Below are 21,479 nucleotides of genomic sequence, written 5' to 3'. Positions count from 1 at the left end.
GCTCGTGAGGCCTGAACACATGACCGCTGTTACCGCCTGCTGAAGCGGATGTGCGACTAGCCATCACGAAGGACCGATCCGATCAGCATGTCGGTCAGCTGGCTACGGAAAATCTCGTCATCCGCAAGCTCCGGCACGGAGTGAACCAACTGCTCGCGACGGATGATGTTGATGGCCATGCCATAACCGAACTGGAAGATCAGCATTTGTGGTGGGCCTGGGCGCAATCGGCCGATCGCCTGCGCTTTCTTCATGCGGCCTCCCAGATGTTCCAGCAAGGGGGCCACAAATTTCCCATTCACCCATTCGGTGCGTTCGTCATCGCGAAACACGTCGCGCGCGACAAAATGCGGAATATGCGGATTTTCGCACATGAACTGCGTGATCTCGCTTAGCGCGTACCGGAGCGAGCCTTCCGGATCCTCGTCATCTGCCGCAGAACAAAGGCCTGCAAGGAGGGCCTGCAATTGCCGGCCAAGGTCTTCGATCACGGCCTTCCACAGATTGAGTTTCGAACCGAACTGGTAGGAGATGAGCGACGGATCGACACCCGCCTCATCGGCGATCTCCTTCAATGTCGCCGCCTCATAAGCCTTGTCGGCAAACACATGGAGCGCGACCTGACAAATGTCGCGCGCGGGCACGAGGCGATCGCCTGGCGGGCGGCCCCGCGATCGGACTGGCTGTGTGAGTGATCGACGCGACATGTGGATTTTATTAAATCATCATTTAATAATCGGCAAGTCAGGCCTGATGCAGACCAGCATGGCTTGCCAGAACATGGGTACCCAAGCGCGCACTCGGCCCGGCTGCCACCACGGGCGTGAGCAGCGGATCGCGGCCATGCCGCCGAATATCATCATCTGTTCGAGCCCCAAAAGAGATCACATACTATGCTTGACAGGAACGCTCCCTCGTCAATCGACAGAAGCTCCTCAACGCGGCGCGCACGGTGTTTGCCCGGGCGGGCGTCGAGGCACCGCTCGACCATGTGATTGAGCTGTCCGGCGTCGGGCGTGCGACGCTCTATCGCAATTTTCCTGACCGGTTTGCGCTCCTTGAAGCGCTTTACGAGGAATCCTTCGCCCTTCTGGAGCAACTGACCGCCGAGTATCATGGGGACAGGAGCGGCGGCTTCTTCAGGGCCATAGAGGCTGCGGTCGCGCAACTCACATCCTATGCGCTTCTCTCCGAATATTGGCGCTCCGCCCCGACGGGCGGCGAGGCCCGGATGCGCGCCCGCGAACGGGTGGAGCGTATGTTCGCGCCATTGCTCGCCAAGGCGCAGGCCGAAGGCGAATGTCGGAACAACATGACGAGCGGAGATGTGCCTCACATCCTCAATATGCTGGGCGCGGCATGGCGCGGCGACACGCCCGCGGAGGCGAAAGCAGCCGGCGCGCGTGCCCTGGCGCTGCTGCGATATGGGCTGGCGCCATGACGCCGATGACCGACGATATTTTTCCTCTTTCAACCAGGACAATTTGATCATGACTTTTGATACAAGGCCCATTCTCGTCCTCGGCGCAACCGGCGCGCAAGGCGGCGGCGTCGTTCGGGCGCTGCTCGGCGCAGGCACGAGCGTGAGAGCGTTCGTGCGGGATGCGACGTCCGCCGACGCAAAGGCGCTGGAGGCTGCCGGAGCCATCCTGTGCGAAGGTGACATGGATGACCGGGCAAGCCTGGACAGGGCGGTTGCCGGAGCAAAGGGCGCATTTTCGGTTCAGGTCGCCAGCATCGACAGCGATTATGAACTGCGCACGGGCCGCGCGATCATCGATGCAGCCTATGAAGCGGATGTGGACATGTTCGTTCACACGTCCGTGGCGCGCGCAGGCGACCATACCGCTTTCACCGGATGGGACGAGGGGCGTTGGGGCAAAGCCTATTGGGAGAACAAGGCGGCGGTGAACGAGGCCGTTCGCGAGCGTGGATTCAAGCGTTACGTCATTCTCAAGCCCGCCTTCATGATGGAGAATTTTGCCCTGCCGCGATCGACCGGCATGTTCCTCTCCCTCGCACAGGGTCGGCTCGACACGGCCTATCTGCCCGATACGCGGATACACCTGATTGGTGCGGCGGATATCGGTGCTTTCGCCCTGGCGGCGTTTGCGGGTCCGGATCGTTTCCACGGCGCGGAGATCGACCTCGCCGCCGAGGCGCTGACCATGGAAGAGATCGCTGACGCTCTTGCCGCCGGAACCGGACAGCCTGTAGCCGCCCAGTCTCTCTCAGCGCAAGAGGCGGTAAGACGCGGTATGCGTGAGGGCGTGGCGCAGAACCAGCTTTGGGCGAATGAGGAAGGCTATAAGGTGGATATCCAGGCCTTGCCCAGGTGGGGCGTGCCGCTCAGGCTCTTTTTCCAGTTGGGTCGCGGAGAATAGCTATCGTATCGATGTCGGTGGCGCGAAAAAATCTGTTTAGCAGCGATCCGTGTAGACTGCCGCTTCCTGCGCCGTCATCGCTGGCAGCGTCCCGTCCAGTTGCAGGCTGAACCCCTCCCAGGGCTGCTGTGGTCCGAGCGCCGAGGCTACCCACAGGATGGCAGGCTGCTTGCCTGAAGCCGACAACCGGTACCATGTGGGTGCCCGCGCCGTCCTGACCTTCGGACAGCGGATCGGAACGACGCTTTTACCGGCGTCGCGCAGGGCGGCCAAAAGTGCCGCCTCTCCGATCGGATTACCGTCGTTGCGGAAATAGAGGTTCATGACCATCGACCGCGCGCCGCCCGCGAGCACCTTCATCGGCTGCCCGGCCAGGCTGGCCATGCCGGCGCGACGAAAATACTCGCCGTTGGACATCGGCTTCTCCAGCATCTGGGGCGGCAACGCCGCCCAGGTGATGGCCGGAGCCGTTTCCAGATGACGCCAGTCATAATAGCTGTTTGCGGGCAACGCGGCAGGGCGGAGCAACCCCACCAGCGCATTGGCAAAAGCCGCCCCTGGGGTAACCGACGACGCTTGCCTTGGTGACGGATCAGGCGCGGCAGGCCTGGCGACGGGAACGAGCGCGCCGACTTTGCAAAGCTTCAGCGACCGGGCCTGAACCACCTGGTTCATCGGCGCCCCCAGAGGCGTCCTGAGCGTGTCGTCATGGACGATATCCAACGCGCCGGTTTTTTCCGCTGCGTTGAACATGAAGGTGACCGGCATGTTGTCGCCGCCCCATTTATCCTTGCCATATTTGACATAGACCCAGCGCTGTATGCCTTCATATCGCGCGCCACCCGCGCAGCTATAGCAAACGCTGATCGGCAAGGGGCCAGCCTTTCCTGCGGCCGTGTCGATAGAGACCCCGCCTTTGCCTGCCGTTACCCGCGGCTGTTTGGTGCAATCACCCCCCGGCGCATAGTTGCCGTAAATCTCCGGAGGTATCGTGGAATCATTGGCAATTGCCGCTCCGGATGTCGCTGCAAGACACAAAGCGGAAACATAGGAAATCCGAACCATATGAACCCCCTGAAATATGGTCAGCCGAGACAGCATCCCGGACAACAGATATTATGCATGGTGTTCTTAGTGAGCTGAAGCATTTCTGAACAGCGATCCTGATTATAAGTTTCTCTGTCGAAATTAGAGATAGGCTGGCAGATTTATCATAGATTTTATTGACGCAAGCCGCTGTATTTTTACGCGCCGGGGCATAGGATATGCGTTCCCGCGTCAGGATAGGGAGGGGCCGATAAGCTGGATCGACGGTTTCAATCGAGGCACGATGCGGGCCGGCACTCCCTTCGAGAATCCCTTTGCGACAGGCGGCGAGCGGGCTGGGCAGGATTTTGCGAGAGGCAATGGGGCAGGTTCGGGCGGTGGCGGTGGACTGGTCATCGCCGCCATTCCGATATTCCTGATAGTCGTCTCCGTCGGGCTTCCGGCCATATTCCTGGCGTTCTTTGCGACCCCTTTTCTTCTGTTCATGCAGCGCACGGATGGGCAGTTGCCGCCTTTCGCACCTGCTTTCATCGCGATGGCAAAAGAGCTTTTCGTCCTTCTGCTGGTTCTCATTGCCCTGAACATCCTGATCGGCTTCGTGCCGGACGCCTTGCGGGGCAATGCGCTGTTACGCGCGCTGCACTGGGTGATCATGGACCTTGTCACCTGGTGGAGCGGCGTCGATCCACGCAACGGGATTGCTTTTCGTGGCCTCGTCATGGAGCCGCCGGGGCTGCATTTGCGTGCCGCCTCCGTCATGCTTCTGCTCGCTCCGCCCTTTCTCGCCATGGCATATACCCTGCGCCTGATAGCGGCGCATGGTGCGGTTGGCGTGGGCAATGCCATCGGGCCGGTCCTGCTGCGCTGTGTGGTGAGCGTGGCTGCGGGTGTGCTGCTGTCCCTCCTGACATTCGCGATGCTGCGCACATTCGGTGAAGCCTTGCCGACGCCACCGGAGCGGTACGTTCCCTGGATGGCGGGTCTGTTCGGATCGACCGCCCTGTGTGGCAGCGTAGTCCTTTGGCTGGGCGGAAAGATCGTGACCGGCGGCCGGATGCAGGGCCTCTTCCACAGCAGCGTCCTGGCCCTCATCATCTGGGGAGGATTTTGTGCGGTCGCCTTCTATTATTTCCGGGTCGCCGATCCTGTGATCGCCCCTGTCATGGGCTACACCGATCCGGGTGATTATCAGGCCGCGCTGCTGGGCTATGCCGCGCTCCAGTTGCCAGGGCTTTTCTTCGCGACGCGGATTGCGGGAGAAGGATTCCGGACCGTCGCCGCCCAGCTATGCTTCGCGGCCGCGCTGGCGGTGGTGGGTAACATGACGATGCTGACACTTCTTTTGCTTTGGACACATTGACCATGGAGACGCCGGAGCGCGGCAATAGCTGTCACCGCAATTTGAAAGGAAGTTTGCACTGATCGCTGCCGAACGGTAGTCACTGACAACGGTAGCTGTTCCCGGAACAGCTATGGCATGGTTTATGCTGGTCGGCAGCTGATGGTGTTTCTGGCCTGTCCTGTTCCGTCCGAAAAATCCTGCCTTTTGATGCCGCAGGTTCGATTGGGACTGAGATCCGCTATTTCCGGCTCTGGCGTCGGAAAAGCCGTCTCTAAATCTATGGCGCGAAAACGGGGGAATTTCGCCATGTCGGATTCCGACGAAACTAGTCGTTCAAGCGCCAGTGGCGGAAATGCGTATTCTGGTCGGCAGGAGCCTCGCAACCGTCTTTCATATCGGGTTCGAAAGCGTTCTTCAGACGACCGATCTGGCCATCGGAGAATGATCATGGAGAAGGCTGAAACTGAACTCACCGCCACCAAGCGTCCGGTGTGGAATGCGGGAAGAACCGTCGGTGCGAAGCGCGCTCTGAAGCCGAAGCAGATTTGGGAGGCGAACCAGTGAGATGCTCCTCGCGAAGCCCGAAAATCCCTAGATTCGGCGTCCTTTTGGCAATGGCAATTAAGCCCTCGCTTCCATCTCTTTTCACCTAAACCTCGGCCGAAAAGGTATGTCCCTATAAATTACGGATTTTCCGTGTTTTTGCCCACGCGCACATCTATACTCTTTGGCGCAAACCCGACAGGCAATACGGACTGAGAGTACGAGTTAAACCGGATCATGTTCTTGCTGCGTCATCGCCGTAGGATCTGCCAGCCAAATCGGGTTGGCTAGTCGGCACAGAGCTGCTAGGGTCCGCCTATGATCAACCGGCTTTTGATTTCTGCTCAACGCTGGTGGCCCGCGACTTAAGCGCGGCCAGTCATACACCCATGACCTAAGCCGCTGCTTTCGGCGGCTAGGTTCTCGGTTTTCCAATCCATCGACAGCAGCGGCAATCTCTCGGAGAATTTGTCTATGTCACCTGCTTCCCGTCCGGTTATACTCACCGGTGATCGTCCTACCGGTCCGCTGCATCTGGGTCATTATGTCGGCTCGCTGCGCAGTCGGGTTGAGTTGCAGCATACCCATCAGCAATATGTGCTGCTTGCCGATACCCAGGCTCTGACGGACAATGCCGACGATCCCGGCAAAGTGCGTCGTAATGTCCTGGAAGTGGCTCTGGATTACCTGGCAGTCGGGATCGATCCGAACCTGTCTACGATCTGCCTGCAATCGGCGCTGCCAGCCTTGGCCGAACTCACCTTGCTCTATCTGAACTTCGTGACCGTCGCGCGCCTCGAGCGCAATCCGACCATCAGGGAGGAGATCCAGGCACGAGGTTTTGGCCGCGATATTCCGGCCGGTTTCCTGTGCTACCCGGCGGCGCAAGCCGCGGACATTACGGCGTTCAAAGCTACCGTCGTGCCCGTAGGGGAGGATCAGGTTCCCCTTATCGAGCAGACCAATGAGCTTGTTCGCCGCATCAACCGGCAGATTGGTCATACACTGCTCCCCGAAGCGCAGGCACTGATTCCGCCGATGGGCCGCCTTCCGGGCGTCGATGGCAAGGCGAAGATGAGCAAGTCCCAGGGGAACGCAGTCCCCCTGTCAGCCAGCGACGAGGAAATCGCGACGGCAGTGCAGCGCATGTACACCGACCCCGATCATCTTCGCGCGGCGGATCCCGGGCGTGTGGAAGGCAACGTCGTCTTTACCTACCTCGATGCCTTTGACCCCGACCTTGACGCCGTGGCTGATCTGAAGGCGCAGTATCGACGCGGTGGTCTAGGAGACATGGTCCTCAAGCGGCGTTTGACGGGAATTCTCCAGGCCCTGATCGCGCCGATCCGCGAACGGCGGGCAGCCTTGGCTCGAGACCCAGACACGATAGTCGATATTCTGCGAGCCGGTGCTCAGCGTGGGCGGCAGATTACGGAGCACACCAAAGATGAGGTCGTCACCGGCCTCGGGCTTTTCCGGCTTTGATAGTTCCAGGTCGCACCCACTTCTGCGCCCACGCCACCAATCCGCTTAACAGTCGTGGCCAACTGCGCCCTTGTGAACGTAATTACCACGCTGGATCGGGTGAAGAGCCTGACGTTCGCATTCGGGCGCGCCTTTTTGAGGACATGACATGATTCAATCGACACCACTTTTTACCCTTGTTGCAGATGTCGCCCCGGCGGTCGATCTAGGCCATTGCGGAGGTGGCACTCGGCGGGTCGTCCCCGTGAATGGCGGTCGTTTTGCTGGCGAACGGATCTCAGGTTCGATCCTGCCGGGCGGAAATGATGTACAGCGTGTGCGGGATGACGGCGTATCAGAACTACAGGTTCACGTAGTGCTGCGCACCGACGAAGGCGAGACGATCCTGTTCAAGGGTCACGCTGTGCGCCACATGTCTGAAGATGCAGCCAAGAAGATCGCTCTTGGAGTCCCGGTTGATCCTGCATCCTATTATTTCCGGGAGGCGATCACCTTCGAAACTTCATCTCCCAGACTGGCTTGGCTCAACCGCATCATGGCGTTGGGTGTCGGACGCAGGACGAAAGATGCCGTTGAACTTGAGGTCTTCGAAGTCCTCTAATCACGAGGGCTGAAGGTAGTTGACTTGGATCACTGCGGCTGCCGTCAATTGTGCATCTCAGCGCAATTGCCACCCGCAGTGATTTCCCGTCCAAACACTTCGTTAGCCTGCTCAAGCCAAGGCAAATCGACAGCCATTATCAAGTCCTTCAGCGAAATCGCTGGAGACCTGCGCTCAATGAGCAGCCGCTCCAACACGGCTGGCGCCAAATAGGCCAGCTTCAGCACACGGCCGACGTAAACGGGCGTCACATCCTCGACAGTCGCGATGTCCTGAATGGTCGCCACCTGGCCGCTGTCGAGCTTGCGCCGCCAACTCCACGCCTTGGCTATTACCCGCAGGGCGTGCGGATAAACCTGAATAACTGACTGCTTTCGCAAGGAGCGGCTCCGACCTTGAATGACCGTTTTGTTGCGCCTGCTGCCCGGATGATCAGACGTATACCAATGGCATCTGTGGACGCCCCTTCGGATGCAAGCAGTAAATCGGGGTTTGTTGGCACGTAGTCGGATGCTGTCATCTGTCCGGCCTCGATGAGCAGCGCCATATGCTGCGGGCCAGTATGGGAGTTCGCGGACCGGATCCATTACAGGTTTACGCGCTTGGTTAGCGCTCTGCCATTCCCTGGTTCTTCCAGCCCCGTCTCGCCGACTGTTGTGCCATACCCTCCTTCGACCGCCTACGTCCCCGACGCCTCTGGCCGCTGCCTTGGCTTACGCCGCAACTGCTGCCGGAGCTCTGTAATCTTCATTTCTGGTGAGCAGTGCCCAGACCATGCGCGCCATCTTGTTGGCGAGCGCCACCGAGACGAGCATGCGCGGTTTGCGCGCGAGCATCCGCTCCAGCCACGAGCCGGCCGGCGCGCCGAACCGGCAGGCCTGACGCACCATCGAGCTACCTCCGATAATCAGTAGTCGCCTGATCGTCCGCTCGCCCATCTTCGATATGCTGCCGAGCCGCTGTTTGCCGCCGGTCGAGTGCTGACGGGGGGCGAGGCCAAGCCAAGCCGCGAAGTCGCGCCCCTTACGGAACGTCTCGACCGGCGGGGCCAGCGCGATGATGGCGGTCGCAGCGATAGGACCGATCCCTGGAATGGTCATTAGCCGCCTGGCCGCTTCATCCTCCTTAGCACGCCGTGCGATCTCACGGTCCAGCACGGCAATCTGCTTGTCGAGATCGGCCAGCATGTCGACCATGAGCTTGAACATGGGCCGTGCCGCTGCAGGCAGACTTGAAGTCATTTCCTCATCCTCGAGCAGGTCGGCGAGCATTGTCATATGCGCTGTGCCGCGCGGTGCTACCCAACCATACTCCGCTAGGTGCCCGCGAATGGCGTTGATCAGCTGAGTGCGCTGCCGCACCGCTAGGTCACGTGTGCGGAACACGAGCCCTGCGGCCTGTTGCTCTTCGCTTTTCACCGCCACGAAGCGCATGCCTGGGCGCTGCGCAGCCTCGGCAATCGCTTCAGCATCAATCGCATCGTTCTTGTTCCGCTTCACGAATGGCTTCACGTAAGATGGTGGGATCAGCCGCACATCGTGCCCCATCGTCTGTAACTGACGCGCCCAATGATGGGCGCCGCCGCACGCCTCGAGCGCTACTATGCATACCGGCTGACCTGCAAAGAACTCGAGCAGCTTTGCTCTCGTCAGCTTGCGGCTGAACACCATCGCACCCCGCTCGTCAGCGCCATGCGCATGGAAAACGTTCTTGGCGATATCCAGACCGATTGTGGTAACCTGTGACACGGACGCCTCCTCAGTGGTGCTTCAACACCTCCACTTTGCCATAAAGGCTGTCGGGGGGCGTCCACCCCATCAGGTTTCGACGTGGTCGGACATTCAAGCGCGTCCTGCTGAACGGCGAGGTCTGGTCGCGACCTGCCAGCAGCGAATGCCGCATCGTGGGACAATTCTGCCGTTCCCAAGCGCATCTGTGGCCGACGGCCCTCGCCAAAACCCGACGCTCATCTAGCTCTTGACGCAAGTTCCTCGGGCGCTGCGTCCTCATGCCGCACTCCGCCTAGCCCGATGCTCCAATGTTCAAGATGCTTGTAGACGATGACTTTGCCGCCGAGCAGATCGCCATGAGCCTCGCAAAAGCGCTCCAGTTCGTGACGCTGGCCGATCAGCTCGACGCACATCGTCAGGTGCGGATTAGAGAATTCAGCACCGTCCTCCATCACTGGCCCATGGTTGCTGAAACCGTAATGGGTATGATGGGCGACGGCATTCATGATGCCGTCGCGCTTCGCCTGCACGACCAACTGCCGGTAGAGCGGCTTTCGGGTCCAGAAGCTGCGCGAGCCGTCGGTCGCCTTGTCCGATGGCTTCATGTAGATGCGGATCATGCCGATCTCGCTGGGCGTGACCTTGTGAGACATCAGTGTTCCTTCTTGTTGGAAGAGCTATTCTCCCCGCGTGTTCGCCGCGAGGCACGCGCTTCGCGCAGGGTAGCGCCATGGGAATGGTCGCGTGTAAGCCGCTTAGGAACGGCGATACGCTGCGACAGGTAGATGCCGTTATGACCCGAGCAGATGTAGGCGACGAAACAGGCCACCGCGATCGGAACGGCGTGGGTTGCACCGAACAGCTCGATACCCATGATGGTACAAGCAAGCGGCGTATTAGCCGCGCCGGCGAACACGGCGACGAAACCAAGGCCGGCGAACAGATCGAGCGGCGCGCCGAGCAGCCAGCCCAGCGCGTTGCCGAGTGCGGCTCCGATGAAGAACAGCGGCGTCACTTCCCCGCCCTTGAAGCCTGCGCTGAGGGTCACGACCGTAAAGACCATCTTGAGCGCCCAGCTCCACCGATCGGCAGGACCGGTGAAGAAGCCAGCTATGGTCGGATCTCCGGGGATGGCAGACCAGACGCCAAGCCCGAGATAGGCGCGTGTGCCAAAAATCCAGACCAGCGCGATGACCAATATGCCGCCAAAGGCCGCCCGCAGAGGGCCATAGGGAATGCGCGTCTTCAGGAATCCACCGAGCGCGTGATTGGCTTCGGCAAAGACCAGCCCCGCCAGGCCGAACGCCACCCCTGCTATGGCCGCCTTGGCAAGAATGAGTGGTTCGACAACCAGCGCACCCCCACCGCTGGTCAGGCTACTGATATGGTAGGGCGTGTGATGGATGCCCCAGGCATGGCACGTCCAGTCGCCCACCAGCGCGGCAAGCAGACATGGCAAGATCCCGCGATACTCGATGCGGCCTACAGCCAGCACTTCGAGCGCGAACACAGCGCCCGCAAGCGGCGTGCCGAAAACAGCCCCGAAGCCGGCAGCGACCCCCGCCATCAAAACAATGCGAATGCTGGGAGCGTCGAGTTTGAACAGTCGGGCGGCAGCGCTTGCAAGGCTGCCGCCGAGCTGCACCGCTGTGCCTTCGCGGCCTGCCGATCCACCGAACAGATGTGTTGCGATGGTGCCGATGAAGACCAAAGGGGCCATTCTCAGGGGAATCCCGCCCCCCGGCTCATGGATTTGCTCGACGATCAGATTGTTGCCCGCTTCAACCGACTTGCCGGTGCGATGGTAGAGCAGGGCGATTGCCGCGCCACCTGCCGGCAAAAGATAGAGCAGCCAGGGATGGTCGAAACGGGCCTGTGTTGCCGCATCCAGGCTCCACAGGAATGCGGCGCACAACGTGCCGATCAGCGCGGCCATGGGGACGAGGATCAGTGTCCAGCGCATGACCGACATCGCATGATCGTGTCGATCGCGAAAGAAGGCTGTTAGATTGAGTATATTGTACAGGTTGCGAAAAGTTGCGCGCACGATTCCTCCTTGCTGCCTTGCGGCGCCAAGTAGGAATCATCGTCCCTTGTCAGGGCGGTTCGACCCGAAGGTCCGGCAGAAATCCATTACCGTCGTTCGCCCTATGATAGGCGAAGCGAAAAAGATCAAGGGATGCCGCGCGTTTGGGGTTATGCCTCCTTCTGCGCCCACGGTAGCAAGGTTTCTGTTATCACGGCAGCGAGGCGGTGATAGGCGTCGCTGCGCGGCGAAGAACTGCGCCATGCCATCGTGACCTGACGCACAGGCGCGCGCCGCGACAACGGCCGTGCGACAATCAGCTTCTCCCTCAGGACATCCGAGCGGACATAGAGCGCTGGCAGCAGCGACAGTCCCATTCCGGTGGTCACCATGAGGCGCAGAGTGTCGAGCGTCGTCCCGGCGTAATCCTGCGCCTGCACCGCGCCGAAATCATTGCAAAGCGCCGCGATCTCATCATGGAGCCGACGTCCACGCTCCATAACCAATATCGTCTCACCGGCGATGGCGTCGGGATCTATCACCGCTTGCTGGGCGAGCCGGTGATCGGTCGGCATGACCAATTGGAGCGGTTCGCGGATCAGGGGAACGCTGATAAAATCCGGATGATCGATCGTTTCGGGCAAAAGCAGCAGGTCATGGGTGCCATCGGACAGCTTCGATGGGAGATTTTCCAGACGATCCTCGCGAACGAAAATTCGCAAGGTCGGGTAACGGGCGCGAAGCGATGGCATCGCCACGGACAAGACATAGGCGCCGACGGTTTGGACCACGCCCATTTGCAGCGTGCCTTGAAGGCCACCCTGTTCGTCGCGCCGGGCAACTTCCTTTATGTCATCGACATCCGCCAGCACGCGTCTTGCCCGATGGGCGATCTCGATCCCCGCTGGGGTCAGGAGCACCCGTGCCCGCGTCCGCTCCACGAGGCGCGCATTGAGCCTCCCTTCCAGCTCTTTCAGCTGAAGGCTGAGCGTCGGTTGTGTGACGTGGCATGCATGAGCAGCACGGCTGAAATTGAGCGTGTCGGCGACTGCGACCAGGTAACGGAGCTGCTGTAACGTCGGCATGTCTACGCCTTATAGCTTGTAGCTATAAGCGGCAACGAAACTTCCAATTTCCCTCGCAACCAGTGTTGTGAATATCAGCGGCTTCGGCAGTTTGTGTCGCTCGCGTTAGCGGGTGTTTTTGGGCGGCCAGCAACCCTCAACCAAGGCCGACCCATGACGGACCATCACCGCATCCATCCAAGTGCCCTGCGCCGATTTCTGGATGCGCAATCTTCTGCTGGCCTCGTCCTGATGGGCGCGGCAGCGGCAGCGCTCATCATTGCCAACTCTCCGCTTGGGCCGGGATATGAAGCACTGCTTCATGTCTACATCGGGCCATTGTCGCTGGGACACTGGATCAACGATGCGCTGATGGCGGTCTTTTTCCTGCTTGTCGGCCTGGAGATCAAACGCGAGATGCTCGATGGCCAGCTTTCGAGTTGGTCGAGGCGTGTTCTGCCAGGGATCGCAGCAGCCGGAGGCATGATCGCTCCGGCCCTTGTGTATGTTGCTTTCAATCAAAGCGCGTCGATGCGTGGCTGGGCTATTCCGGCAGCCACCGACATCGCCTTCGCACTTGGCGTTATCTCGTTGCTTGGCAGCCGTGTGCCGGCCTCGCTCCGCATATTCCTGACGGCCCTGGCGATTATCGATGATCTGGGCGCCGTGGTTATCATTGCCTTTTTCTACACGGCTGACCTGTCGGTCATCGACCTTGCCGCAGCGGGAGGTGTGGTCGCCGCGCTGATCGCCCTCAATCGGTTCAAGGTGCGCCGTCTCAGCCCCTACCTGCTACTGGGTATATTGCTATGGGTGCTGGTCTACCGATCCGGCATTCATGCAACGCTGGCTGGTGTCGTCCTGGCTTTGACTATCCCGATGGACCGGACCCCTGCGCGTCCAGACAGCGAAACGAAAAGTCCGCTGCACCGGCTTGAGCATTTCCTGCATTTGCCGGTTGGCTTCCTGATCGTGCCGATCTTCGGTCTCGCCAATGCGGGCGTCCCGGTCTTGAGCCTACCCGCCGAAGCACTTGCTGCGCCGGTCACGCTGGGCGTGGCGCTCGGCTTGCTGATCGGCAAGGTGATCGGCGTCTTCGGACTGTCCATGCTCGCGATCCGGTTGGGGTTCGCGGACCTGCCCGCCCATGCAAGCCGGCTACAGATGCTCGGCGTCGCCTTCCTGTGCGGCATCGGCTTCACGATGAGCTTGTTCATCACGCTTTTGGCATTTCCCGGCGAAGCCCTGCTCCAGTCGGAAGCCAAGATCGGCATCCTGGCAGGGTCGTTCCTGTCCGGGATCATCGGTTACGCCATCCTACGATGGGCGCAGCCGGAGCGAGCGAAGCCGGCAGCCTGACCCACCCCTGAGAGGCGCGGCACCGCCGCCCTACAGGATAATATCTGGAGCATTACCACATTGTCGCTCGTCCCCGCAGCCATCCGCATCCTTCCCTGGGGGATGCTGGCAACACTGACCGCGATCGTGCTGTTCGGTCTTGCTACCCTCTATTCCGCAGCCGGCGGCTCGGTTTCGCCTTGGGCGTCCAACCAGGGCCTTCGCTTTGTGCTGCTGTCCGGGTTGATGTTCGCTCTTTCGCGGATCCCCGTGGCTCGGTGGATGGACATTGCCTATCCGCTATACGGCATCACGCTCGTTCTGCTGCTGATCGTCGAACTGTTCGGCAAAATCGGTATGGGTGCGCAACGCTGGATCGACCTTGGTTTCATACGGTTGCAGCCGTCCGAGTTCATGAAGATCGCCGTCGTGCTCAGCCTCGCCAAGTTTTTCCACCGGCTGCCGGCGATCTATGTCAGCACGCCATCGGTGCTTGTTGCGCCGATCGCCCTTTTCGCCGTCCCCGCTGCGTTGGTCATGCTACAGCCCGATCTTGGCACCGCCATGATGATTTCCATGGCGAGCGTGCTCGTGATCTTCCTCGCCGGTGTCGGAATACGCTGGTTCGTGACAGCGGGTGCCGCTCTTCTCGCCGCACTCCCCGTCGCATGGAGCATGCTGCACGATTATCAGAAGAACCGGGTGCTGGTGTTCATGGATCCGGAAGGCGATCCATTGGGCACAGGCTATCACATCACCCAATCGAAAATCGCGATCGGATCAGGCGGACTCTTCGGCAAGGGCTTCCTTGATGGCACTCAAAGTCACCTGGCCTATCTGCCCGAAGCCCATACCGATTTCATCTTCGCGACAATGGCGGAAGAGTGGGGCGTCATTGGCGGTCTCTTCGTTGTGTTCACCTATGGCTATCTCATTCGCTGGGGCTGGCGCCTGGGCGTTGCCGGTGACACGATCTTCACCCGCCTGACGGCTTGCGGCCTAGCCTTCACCATCTTCCTCTACGTGTCCATCAACCTTGCTATGGTGATGGGACTGGCACCCGTGGTCGGCATTCCGCTGCCGCTCATGTCTTACGGAGGCTCAGCCATGATGACCGTGCTGATCCTGCTCGGCATCTTGATGGCCATCCACCGTGAGAAAAGTTCCGCGTCGGTTCGGCGCGGCGCCGGATCTTTCGCCGCGTAATCATGTCGAGGACATTGAATTGAAGATGCAATTTGACAGCGGGTACATCTGGAGCATCATCGCATCGGCAGCGCTTACCGTTGCATCCCTTTTTGCCGTGGGCGCTTTTGAGTAACAGAAGCGCCCGTACCCTCACAGATTACCAAGCAATTAGAGAGCGGGACATTAAGGGCGAGAGCTTGCCGTCCCAAAATCGAAATCAGCATAGATTGCATAATGGTCGGATGCAGCACCGGCATTGCCCGCATCGGCTGTCGTAAAGCCAGACGTTCGCTGAGCCAAAGCGTCGGATGCGAGGAGATAGTCCGAGCGGAAGGTGGGAAACTCAGTGTCGGGAAACGCCGAGCCGGGCACTGTGCGGCGCCGATCCCCAAGCTGCGCGCCGAGATCGACGAAGCCGGCCTGAAGCAGTGAGGCAATCGGCCGCCGGTCCATACGACCGTTGGCATCGACATAGCGAGCCCGGAAATGCGGAGCGAGGCTATCTAGGTCGTCAGGCTCGGGATCGCCGGGTGCGAGGCTGTTGAAGTCGCCTCCGACGATTGCAAACCCTTGCGGTGCAGCGTGTCCGTAAAGATAGCTGACCTCGCGGAGACGGACAGGCGTCCCATTCGGACAGAGGTGTACGCTGACCGCCGTAAGCGGAGACGGCAGACCCGGAACGCCAAGAGTGGCGATAGCGGCGGCGTGGTGGAAATGTGCGCTGTCTGCCTCGAACGAAAGGATTTCGATGCCTTCGCGCACCATGATCCCGACATTCTGTCCGGTGTGGGGCGACGGGGCGAGCAGCGCACGAAGGCCAAGCATCCGTTCCAGCTCATAGAGCCGCCTTGCGCCCTGATCGAGAAACCCTTTGAGTTCCTGGATCAGCAGGATGTCGGGATCGGAATCGCGAACAATCTCGGCCTGGATGCGCGCACGGCGATCGTCCGCCCCGTCATAGCCCCCAAACAGTGTATTGTAGGTCATGATCCGCATGGCTCAGGCCTCCGCTTCACGATGCTCGCTGCGCGCGGCCGACCAGACCTCGCGCGCCGCATCGAGGTTCATCCATGCGATGCCGATCCCGACGATGATGTCGGGCCAGATTGAGGGGGCCGCAACCGTCACGAGGCCGGCGCCAATGATCCCGATATTGGCGAGTGCGTCGTTCCGCGCCGAGAGAAAGGCAGCGCGCGTCAGGCTTCCCGAGTGATCGCGGAATCGCGCGAGCACGAAGGCACAGCACAAGTTGACGATAAGCGCCCCAGACCCTGTGATGGTGAGAGCTATTGGTTCCGGTGGAACGGGTGCCGCGAATTTCTGCCAGAGCGTCCAGAGAAAGGCGAGCGCGGGGGCCAGCAGCACCGCCGAAAGGACCATGCCAACCTTCGCCCGCTTTCGTGCCGTCCAGCCCAGGGCAGCGAAAATCAGGAAATTGACAGCGGCATCTTCAAAGAAGTCGGCGCTGTCCGCGAGCAGCGATACCGATCCGATCGAGCGGGCGACGATGAACTCGACGCCGAAATAGGCGAAGTTGGCAAGCGCAACGATAGCCACGGCGCCGCGCAGTCGCGCGTCCGTTTCAGTCATGATATTTTCCTTTCGTGCGAGCGGCGCTGTCAGGGCGCGTCGCGGTTTTCTTCCTGTGCCTCGAAGACCTGCCGGGAGTATTGATCGAGCAGGGCTTCGCAGCCGGAGAGGCGTTCCGCCGCCTCGCCGCTGAGATTGCCTTTGTAGAAATCGAGCTTCGCGATCTTGGCGAGCCATGACCGCAGTTTCTTCAAGTCTTCGTCATTCTCTTCGAGTTCGGCATAAGTGAAATGCTTGTCTGCCGTTTCCTTGGCGATTTCCGCCTCGAAGTCCGCGCATTTGCCGAGGAACTCTCGATATTCCTCGTCGCGATCGGCTCGGAAACGGGCGATAACCTTTTCCTCTTGCCCTTTGTCGAGCCCTACGGTTTCGAGAAGCACGGCTTCGCCACCGAGCGCGGCGATCTCATTTTCGAGCATCTTGAGACGACGCATATGATCGTCATTGCGCGGCAGCAGACAGACGCCGTTCTGGAGATAGACTGCGCCCATCGCCTTGATCTTGCGCCACACCCCTATACGGCCCTTGGCCGGCTCGGCGGGCACTTTGTACGTGAGCAGAATCCATGACGGCTTATCCATGCGGACATGAATAATGTTACCGTCGTTACATGTCAATCGTTCAGGTCAATATAAGCTTGGCTCCGGCGATCAGTAGCAGGCCAGCCAGCAGGGCGCGCATCGCACTTGCCGGCAGCAAGCGCACACCGATCGCACTTCCTAGCAGGCCGCCGATGCCGGCTGCTGCCAGCCAAAGTGGCAGGGCGGGAGGCAGGCGGCCGATCGTCGCGACGCTGCCGGCCAGCGCAGCTGCACTGTTGAGGAGATTATAGGCTGCGGTGACGCCAGCGGCCCTGCGTGGCTCCACCCATCCGAAATGCAGGATGATCGGCGCAAGGAAGATGCCTCCGCCCGATCCGGTCACGTCCGTCAATGTGGTGTAATTTCGGTGCTGGCCATCGGGCTGCATTTTCAGGCGGCCTTGGGTGTAATCTGTAGCGGCTGAACCTCCTCGGTTATGGGTGTGGCAAGGGCGGCCATGCCCTCGATCTGCATGTAGCGGTGCTGGAGCTGGTATTCATCGTTCTGCTCGAGCAGGACGGCACCGACGAGGCGGATGATGCTGTCCTCGTTCGGGAAGATGCCGACAACATCGGCGCGGCGCTTCACTTCCTTGTTCAGGCGTTCCAGCGGGTTGGTGCTGTGAAGCTTGACCCGGTGCTGCTCGGGGAAGGTCATGTAGGCGAGCACGTCGTGCTCGGCATCGTCCATGCAGGCGCCGAGCTTGGGCCATCTGGCGCGCAATTGATCGGCGACCTGACGCCAGACCTGAGTTGCGGCCGCATGATCGGGCTGGAGGAAGACTTGGCGGATCGCAGCAGCAACAACCGTGTTTTGGCCCTTGGGCACGTAGGCGAGCGCGTTCCTCATGAAGTGGACGCGGCAGCGCTGCCAGGTGGCGCTGAGCACGCGGGTGATCGCTGCCTTGAGGCCCTCGTGGGCATCGGAGATGACCAGCTTCACGCCGGTCAGGCCGCGGCGGGAGAGGTCCTTGAGGAAGCTCGACCAGAAGGGCTCGGCTTCGGAAGGGCCGATGTGCAGGCCGACGATCTCGCGCTTGCCCTCAGTGTTGACGGCGACGGCGATTATCGCGGCGACACTGACGATCCGTCCCCCCTCGCGCACCTTGAGGTAGGTGGCATCTAGCCAGAGGTAGGGCCAGTCACCGGCGAGCGGGCGCTTGAGGAAGGCATGGACGCGCTCGTCGATGTCTTTGCACAGCTTTGACACGGAGGACTTGGATATCCCGGTCATGCCCATCGCCTGCACCAGCTCATCGACGCGCCGGGTGCTGACCCCGGCAATCCACGCCTCCTGGATTACTGCGACCAGCGCCTTCTCAACAGTCTTGCGCGGCTCCAGGAAGCCGGGGAAGTAGGCGCCGGTCCGCAGCTTGGGGATCTTGAGGTTGAGCGTGCCGAGCCGGGTATCGAGACTGCGGTCGCGGTAGCCATTGCGCCAGGTCGTGCGTTCGCCCGATCGTTCATGGCGGCCAGCGCCGACCAGGCCGTCGACATCGGCCTCCATAATGATCTGCAATACGCTCTCGGCGATCGTACGCAGGAAATCTCCATCTCCGGTCTTCGCCATCAGTTCGGCAAGCGGTAGTCTGTCGTCGGTCATCGGGATCAACTCCTCGGTGGGCGTGTGAAGTGTGGTAACTCCACCTTACCGATGAGCCCGGTGGCCACCGAGTTCGAAATCGCATGGGGTTGGGCATGCCCAACCCCATGCGATCACCTCAATCTACACCGGAAATTACACCACGAGCGCGGACGCTAACCCCGATCCCGTCAGTCCGGACACGAAACCGACGATGGCACCGGCGAAGAGGGCTGGCAGAAACGGTGGATGATGCGGCAGACCCGCTTCAGGGACGTGCCTGATAGAGCGCAACGCCATCTGCGCTGCCGCAAGGCAAAGCAGGCATCCGACGACCGGGCCATAGACGGTCCCCGGCAGATGCAGTGCGCCCCCAAGCAGAGAGAAGGGGATACCGAGCACGCCGAAGGGATAGAAGCTGCGCCAATCGAGCAATCCCGCGCGCCGGAACTGCCATGTCTCGATCGCGGCGACCAGAATATTGAGAGCGAGTGCCGAGACCTTCATTTCGGCCGAAGCGAGGCCGACAAGCCCGAACAGGGCAAGATAGCCAGTGGCGCCGGCTTGGCCCACGGCCGCATAAAACAGGGCAGTGATGGCAATCGCACCAGGAAGCAGGAAATCGCTCATGCAGCGCATTCTATTCCAGATCGTGCGCCGCTGGAAATTCAAGATGGCAAAGATGATGCCATTCGTGAGTTAGGGCGCGAATGGCCAGTTCTAGAATATGCGGTCGCTCACAGGTGCGACGGGAATGTCTTTAGCTGGTCGGTTGCCGATGGACTGGTTTCGTCGCCAAATCACGTCAGTCGGCCTTCAGCGAGGTTAGGCGCTACCTGCGCCTCAGGCGCATGACGGCTAAAGGCATCAAGATCAAGGCGCGAGATTTCCGATGGATCATAAAAGCTCAATCGGAGATGGTGTCCGATTGATGAATTCAAAAAATTACATCTCAAAATAACTTTTTCCGTAAATCGGACATGCATGTCCGATTATGGCAAAAATTATAGGAATATTATTTGTAATTCATATGAATTAATTCACGCATAATCGGTGAATTAATAGACGTCCGTAGCCTCGATCAAAAACTTAACATTGTCATATTTTATCAATTAATTGCATTTCGTGGTATGATCTTTTCGATTTTACCATCTAATAGAACGCAATGGCCAAGCAAGCGAGAGCGAGTGCGGGCAGTGGAATTATCGGCCCGTCGATGCCCATCCGTCGCGGTCGGGTGGGCGGTCAACTCGGTGGGCTTGGTGTGCGGAACCTATGAGTTCGGATGTATTGCGGGAGAGCTGGGCAAACGTCTCTCCGACACTGAGCCCAGAGTTTTCTAGTGCGATCGCCGACTTGGTCGTGTCAAAACTCGATGGCTTGAAAGACTTCATCTGCTTCCTAACCTCCCGAAAAGATGCAAGTAGCACGAGAGTTCTGGCAGCGATGCAAGGCAACACAAATGCCTTGGACGATACTTCGGTGCAGGCTTACTCGCTCGCATTTCATCAAGCCGCTAGTCAATGGATTGCCAACGGCCTCCATCCGACCGACACACAATCTGCGATAACTCGGCGCTCCATGATCGCCATCGGTTGCACGGCCCTCCGGCGCCTGTCTCAATCAGGGGTTTCCTGCATACCTTACATAGCCGATGGTCAATTGCGCGTACCGGCATATAGGCCTGGTGATGATGAAGGGTATCGGCCCTTAGGCGAAGCAGCGTGGTGCGAACTAAAAGACATCCCGCCGGAAGGCCGAAATAAAATTGCGCTTGAATTGCTTAGGGAAGAATATATTCGCATTTTAGAGTTTTACTTCAAACTATTCGACTACGGCCAGAAAATACTTGCGGATGAAGAGTTTTATTCTCGTTCCAAGGAAGGCGCTGATCTCATCAGGACTGCCCTACAAATGTCGCTCAATTTGCATTGGCAAAATGGTGCATATTCTATCCCCAACGAGCGAAACTCCCCAGGAGTATCATCGCACTTCCGAAATAAAATGGTACCTGAGCTCCGCTCTCGCGGATTGTGGATGAGAGAGGCAGAAGTCGATCTCAACGAATTCGGGGTGAAAGACAAGTATTTAGGTTTCGTGGACAAAGGTTGACAGCAGGATCGGGCGTTGATTCAAGGCTGCCTTTTGGAGGTGGCGTTGGGCGAGCGTATTGGGCTGACGGAGGACGAGTGGGGGATCATCGGCACATTACTGCCATCTGAGCGTGGTCGTGGCTGTCGTCCAGCACAGGACAACCGGCTGTATTTCGAAGGCATGATGTGGATCGCCCGCACAGGTTCGCAATGGCGCCACTTGCCGGATGAATATGGCAAGTGGAACAGCGTTTTCCGCCGCTACCGGCGCTGGGTTACGACCGGGGTGTTCGAGGCGATGCTCGAGACACTGGGCGAAATGGTGGCTCGTGATGCCACTGCGGACATGATCGACAGCACCGTGGTCCGAGCACATCATTGTGCCGTCGGCATAAAAAAGGGACTCAGGAAACCGAGGCGCTTGGCCGATCGCGAGGCGGATTCAGCACAAAGCTCCACGCCCGCTGCGATGCCAAAGGCCGACCGCTCGGCTTTGTCCTGACGCCGGGCCAGAGCCACGATATCCAAGGCTTTGGCCCGCTGTTCCGTTTGATTGCTCATAAGATCGAGGCATTGTTGGCGGACAAGGGCTACGATGCAGATGCCATCCGCGAGGAATTGGCCAATGCTGACGTTGAGGCTGTCATTCCCGCCAAAAGCAATCGGCGCGATCCAATCCCACACGATCGCGAAAAATACCGTTGGCGCAATCTTGTCGAACGCCTCTTCAACAAACTCAAGAACTGGCGGCGTATCGCAACTCGATACGACAAAACCAAAGAGTCCTACCTCGGCTTCGTCAATCTCGTCTCAGCCCTGCAATGGATACCCTTTGTCCACGAAACCTAGTTCGTAGGCTCCTTCACGCTTGCCTTGGCCCCCCGTT

20 protein-coding genes, 2 pseudogenes and 1 riboswitch are annotated in these 21,479 nt (G+C 59.7%); of the genes and pseudogenes, 9 read left to right on the top strand and 13 right to left on the bottom strand.

Annotated features, from left to right (window positions below; all coding sequences use genetic code 11):
* Nucleotides 1-56: 56 nt before the first annotated feature.
* Nucleotides 57-644 carry a TetR/AcrR family transcriptional regulator gene (locus VHN57_RS18105; RefSeq protein ID WP_278984295.1) on the bottom strand — a complete coding sequence of 196 codons (588 nt, stop codon included), beginning with the start codon at nucleotides 642-644 and terminating at the stop codon, nucleotides 57-59.
* Nucleotides 645-943: 299 nt separating this feature from the next.
* Between VHN57_RS18105 and VHN57_RS18100 the strand changes: the two are divergent.
* Nucleotides 944-1,441: pseudogene (locus VHN57_RS18100) on the top strand (TetR/AcrR family transcriptional regulator); the annotation flags it as partial.
* Entirely contained in the window at nucleotides 1,425-2,384 is a 960-nt protein-coding gene (locus VHN57_RS18095; protein ID WP_423284775.1) for an NmrA family NAD(P)-binding protein, read from the top strand. The pseudogene VHN57_RS18100 and the gene VHN57_RS18095, both read left to right, overlap by 17 nt.
* A 36-nt stretch (nucleotides 2,385-2,420) precedes the next feature.
* Here VHN57_RS18095 and VHN57_RS18090 read toward each other — a convergent pair whose 3' ends face one another.
* The gene (locus VHN57_RS18090) at nucleotides 2,421-3,449 is read right to left on the bottom strand and encodes a hypothetical protein (RefSeq protein ID WP_423284773.1); all 1,029 of its coding nucleotides are present in this window, start codon (nucleotides 3,447-3,449) and stop codon (nucleotides 2,421-2,423) included.
* 265 nt (nucleotides 3,450-3,714) lie between these two features.
* Between VHN57_RS18090 and VHN57_RS18085 the strand changes: the two genes are divergently transcribed.
* From VHN57_RS18085 to VHN57_RS18075, 3 genes are all read left to right on the top strand, one after another.
* Entirely contained in the window at nucleotides 3,715-4,791 is a 1,077-nt protein-coding gene (locus tag VHN57_RS18085; RefSeq protein ID WP_423284771.1) for a hypothetical protein, read from the top strand.
* 999 nt (nucleotides 4,792-5,790) lie between these two features.
* On the top strand, nucleotides 5,791-6,801 hold the full coding sequence (gene trpS / locus VHN57_RS18080) for a tryptophan--tRNA ligase (RefSeq protein ID WP_423284769.1): 1,011 nt from the start codon (nucleotides 5,791-5,793) through the stop codon (nucleotides 6,799-6,801).
* Between the two features lie 148 nt (nucleotides 6,802-6,949).
* On the top strand, nucleotides 6,950-7,402 hold the full coding sequence (locus VHN57_RS18075; protein ID WP_423284767.1) for a DUF3237 domain-containing protein: 453 nt from the start codon (nucleotides 6,950-6,952) through the stop codon (nucleotides 7,400-7,402).
* Between the two features lie 44 nt (nucleotides 7,403-7,446).
* Here the strand turns inward: VHN57_RS18075 and VHN57_RS18070 are convergent, their stop codons facing one another.
* The 5 genes from VHN57_RS18070 to VHN57_RS18050 form a co-directional block, all read right to left on the bottom strand.
* The gene (locus tag VHN57_RS18070; protein ID WP_423284765.1) at nucleotides 7,447-7,782 is read right to left on the bottom strand and encodes a hypothetical protein; all 336 of its coding nucleotides are present in this window, start codon (nucleotides 7,780-7,782) and stop codon (nucleotides 7,447-7,449) included.
* A gap of 333 nt (nucleotides 7,783-8,115) precedes the next feature.
* Complete coding sequence (locus tag VHN57_RS18065; protein WP_423283039.1) at nucleotides 8,116-9,150, bottom strand: IS110 family RNA-guided transposase; 1,035 nt, start codon at nucleotides 9,148-9,150, stop codon at nucleotides 8,116-8,118.
* Nucleotides 9,151-9,368: 218 nt separating this feature from the next.
* Nucleotides 9,369-9,785, bottom strand: coding sequence for a DUF190 domain-containing protein (locus tag VHN57_RS18060; protein WP_099231095.1), 417 nt, complete (start codon nucleotides 9,783-9,785; stop codon nucleotides 9,369-9,371).
* Nucleotides 9,785-11,179: a voltage-gated chloride channel family protein gene (locus VHN57_RS18055; protein ID WP_099231097.1), complete on the bottom strand. Its 1,395-nt coding sequence runs from the start codon at nucleotides 11,177-11,179 to the stop codon at nucleotides 9,785-9,787. Before VHN57_RS18055 ends, VHN57_RS18060 begins: the two co-directional genes overlap by 1 nt.
* Before the next feature lie 23 nt (nucleotides 11,180-11,202).
* Nucleotides 11,203-11,279: riboswitch (Fluoride riboswitch) on the bottom strand.
* Between the two features lie 49 nt (nucleotides 11,280-11,328).
* On the bottom strand, nucleotides 11,329-12,243 hold the full coding sequence (locus VHN57_RS18050) for a LysR substrate-binding domain-containing protein (protein WP_099231099.1): 915 nt from the start codon (nucleotides 12,241-12,243) through the stop codon (nucleotides 11,329-11,331).
* A 153-nt stretch (nucleotides 12,244-12,396) separates the two neighbouring features.
* On the opposite strand from VHN57_RS18050, the gene nhaA reads away from it, so the two are divergent.
* Nucleotides 12,397-13,581, top strand: coding sequence for a Na+/H+ antiporter NhaA (gene nhaA / locus VHN57_RS18045; protein ID WP_099231101.1), 1,185 nt, complete (start codon nucleotides 12,397-12,399; stop codon nucleotides 13,579-13,581).
* 60 nt (nucleotides 13,582-13,641) lie between these two features.
* Nucleotides 13,642-14,766 carry a rod shape-determining protein RodA gene (gene rodA, locus VHN57_RS18040; RefSeq protein WP_099231103.1) on the top strand — a complete coding sequence of 375 codons (1,125 nt, stop codon included), beginning with the start codon at nucleotides 13,642-13,644 and terminating at the stop codon, nucleotides 14,764-14,766.
* A gap of 165 nt (nucleotides 14,767-14,931) precedes the next feature.
* Here the strand turns inward: rodA and VHN57_RS18035 are convergent, their stop codons facing one another.
* From VHN57_RS18035 to VHN57_RS18010, 6 genes are all read right to left on the bottom strand, one after another.
* Nucleotides 14,932-15,744 (bottom strand): endonuclease/exonuclease/phosphatase family protein, encoded by an 813-nt coding sequence (locus tag VHN57_RS18035; RefSeq protein ID WP_161731669.1) that lies wholly within the window; start codon nucleotides 15,742-15,744, stop codon nucleotides 14,932-14,934.
* A gap of 3 nt (nucleotides 15,745-15,747) precedes the next feature.
* On the bottom strand, nucleotides 15,748-16,338 hold the full coding sequence (locus VHN57_RS18030) for a cation transporter (RefSeq protein ID WP_099231107.1): 591 nt from the start codon (nucleotides 16,336-16,338) through the stop codon (nucleotides 15,748-15,750).
* A gap of 29 nt (nucleotides 16,339-16,367) precedes the next feature.
* Complete coding sequence (locus VHN57_RS18025; protein ID WP_099231109.1) at nucleotides 16,368-16,919, bottom strand: Chromate resistance protein ChrB; 552 nt, start codon at nucleotides 16,917-16,919, stop codon at nucleotides 16,368-16,370.
* A gap of 40 nt (nucleotides 16,920-16,959) precedes the next feature.
* Nucleotides 16,960-17,307 (bottom strand): TSUP family transporter, encoded by a 348-nt coding sequence (locus VHN57_RS18020; protein ID WP_099231111.1) that lies wholly within the window; start codon nucleotides 17,305-17,307, stop codon nucleotides 16,960-16,962.
* A 2-nt stretch (nucleotides 17,308-17,309) separates the two neighbouring features.
* Complete coding sequence (locus VHN57_RS18015; protein WP_099231114.1) at nucleotides 17,310-18,521, bottom strand: IS256 family transposase; 1,212 nt, start codon at nucleotides 18,519-18,521, stop codon at nucleotides 17,310-17,312.
* A gap of 135 nt (nucleotides 18,522-18,656) precedes the next feature.
* Entirely contained in the window at nucleotides 18,657-19,130 is a 474-nt protein-coding gene (locus VHN57_RS18010) for a sulfite exporter TauE/SafE family protein (RefSeq protein ID WP_099231116.1), read from the bottom strand.
* Between the two features lie 645 nt (nucleotides 19,131-19,775).
* Between VHN57_RS18010 and VHN57_RS18005 the strand changes: the two genes are divergently transcribed.
* Both VHN57_RS18005 and VHN57_RS18000 read left to right on the top strand, forming a co-directional pair.
* Nucleotides 19,776-20,612: a hypothetical protein gene (locus tag VHN57_RS18005; protein ID WP_423284758.1), complete on the top strand. Its 837-nt coding sequence runs from the start codon at nucleotides 19,776-19,778 to the stop codon at nucleotides 20,610-20,612.
* Between the two features lie 39 nt (nucleotides 20,613-20,651).
* A pseudogene (locus tag VHN57_RS18000) lies at nucleotides 20,652-21,442 on the top strand (IS5 family transposase).
* Nucleotides 21,443-21,479: the final 37 nt, after the last annotated feature.

The organism is Sphingobium salicis subsp. salicis (assembly GCF_049472635.1).
Taxonomy (GTDB): Bacteria; Pseudomonadota; Alphaproteobacteria; order Sphingomonadales; family Sphingomonadaceae; genus Sphingobium; species Sphingobium yanoikuyae_A.
Note: the sequence above shows the minus strand (reverse complement) of the source record. Positions and strands in the feature narration are given on the sequence as shown.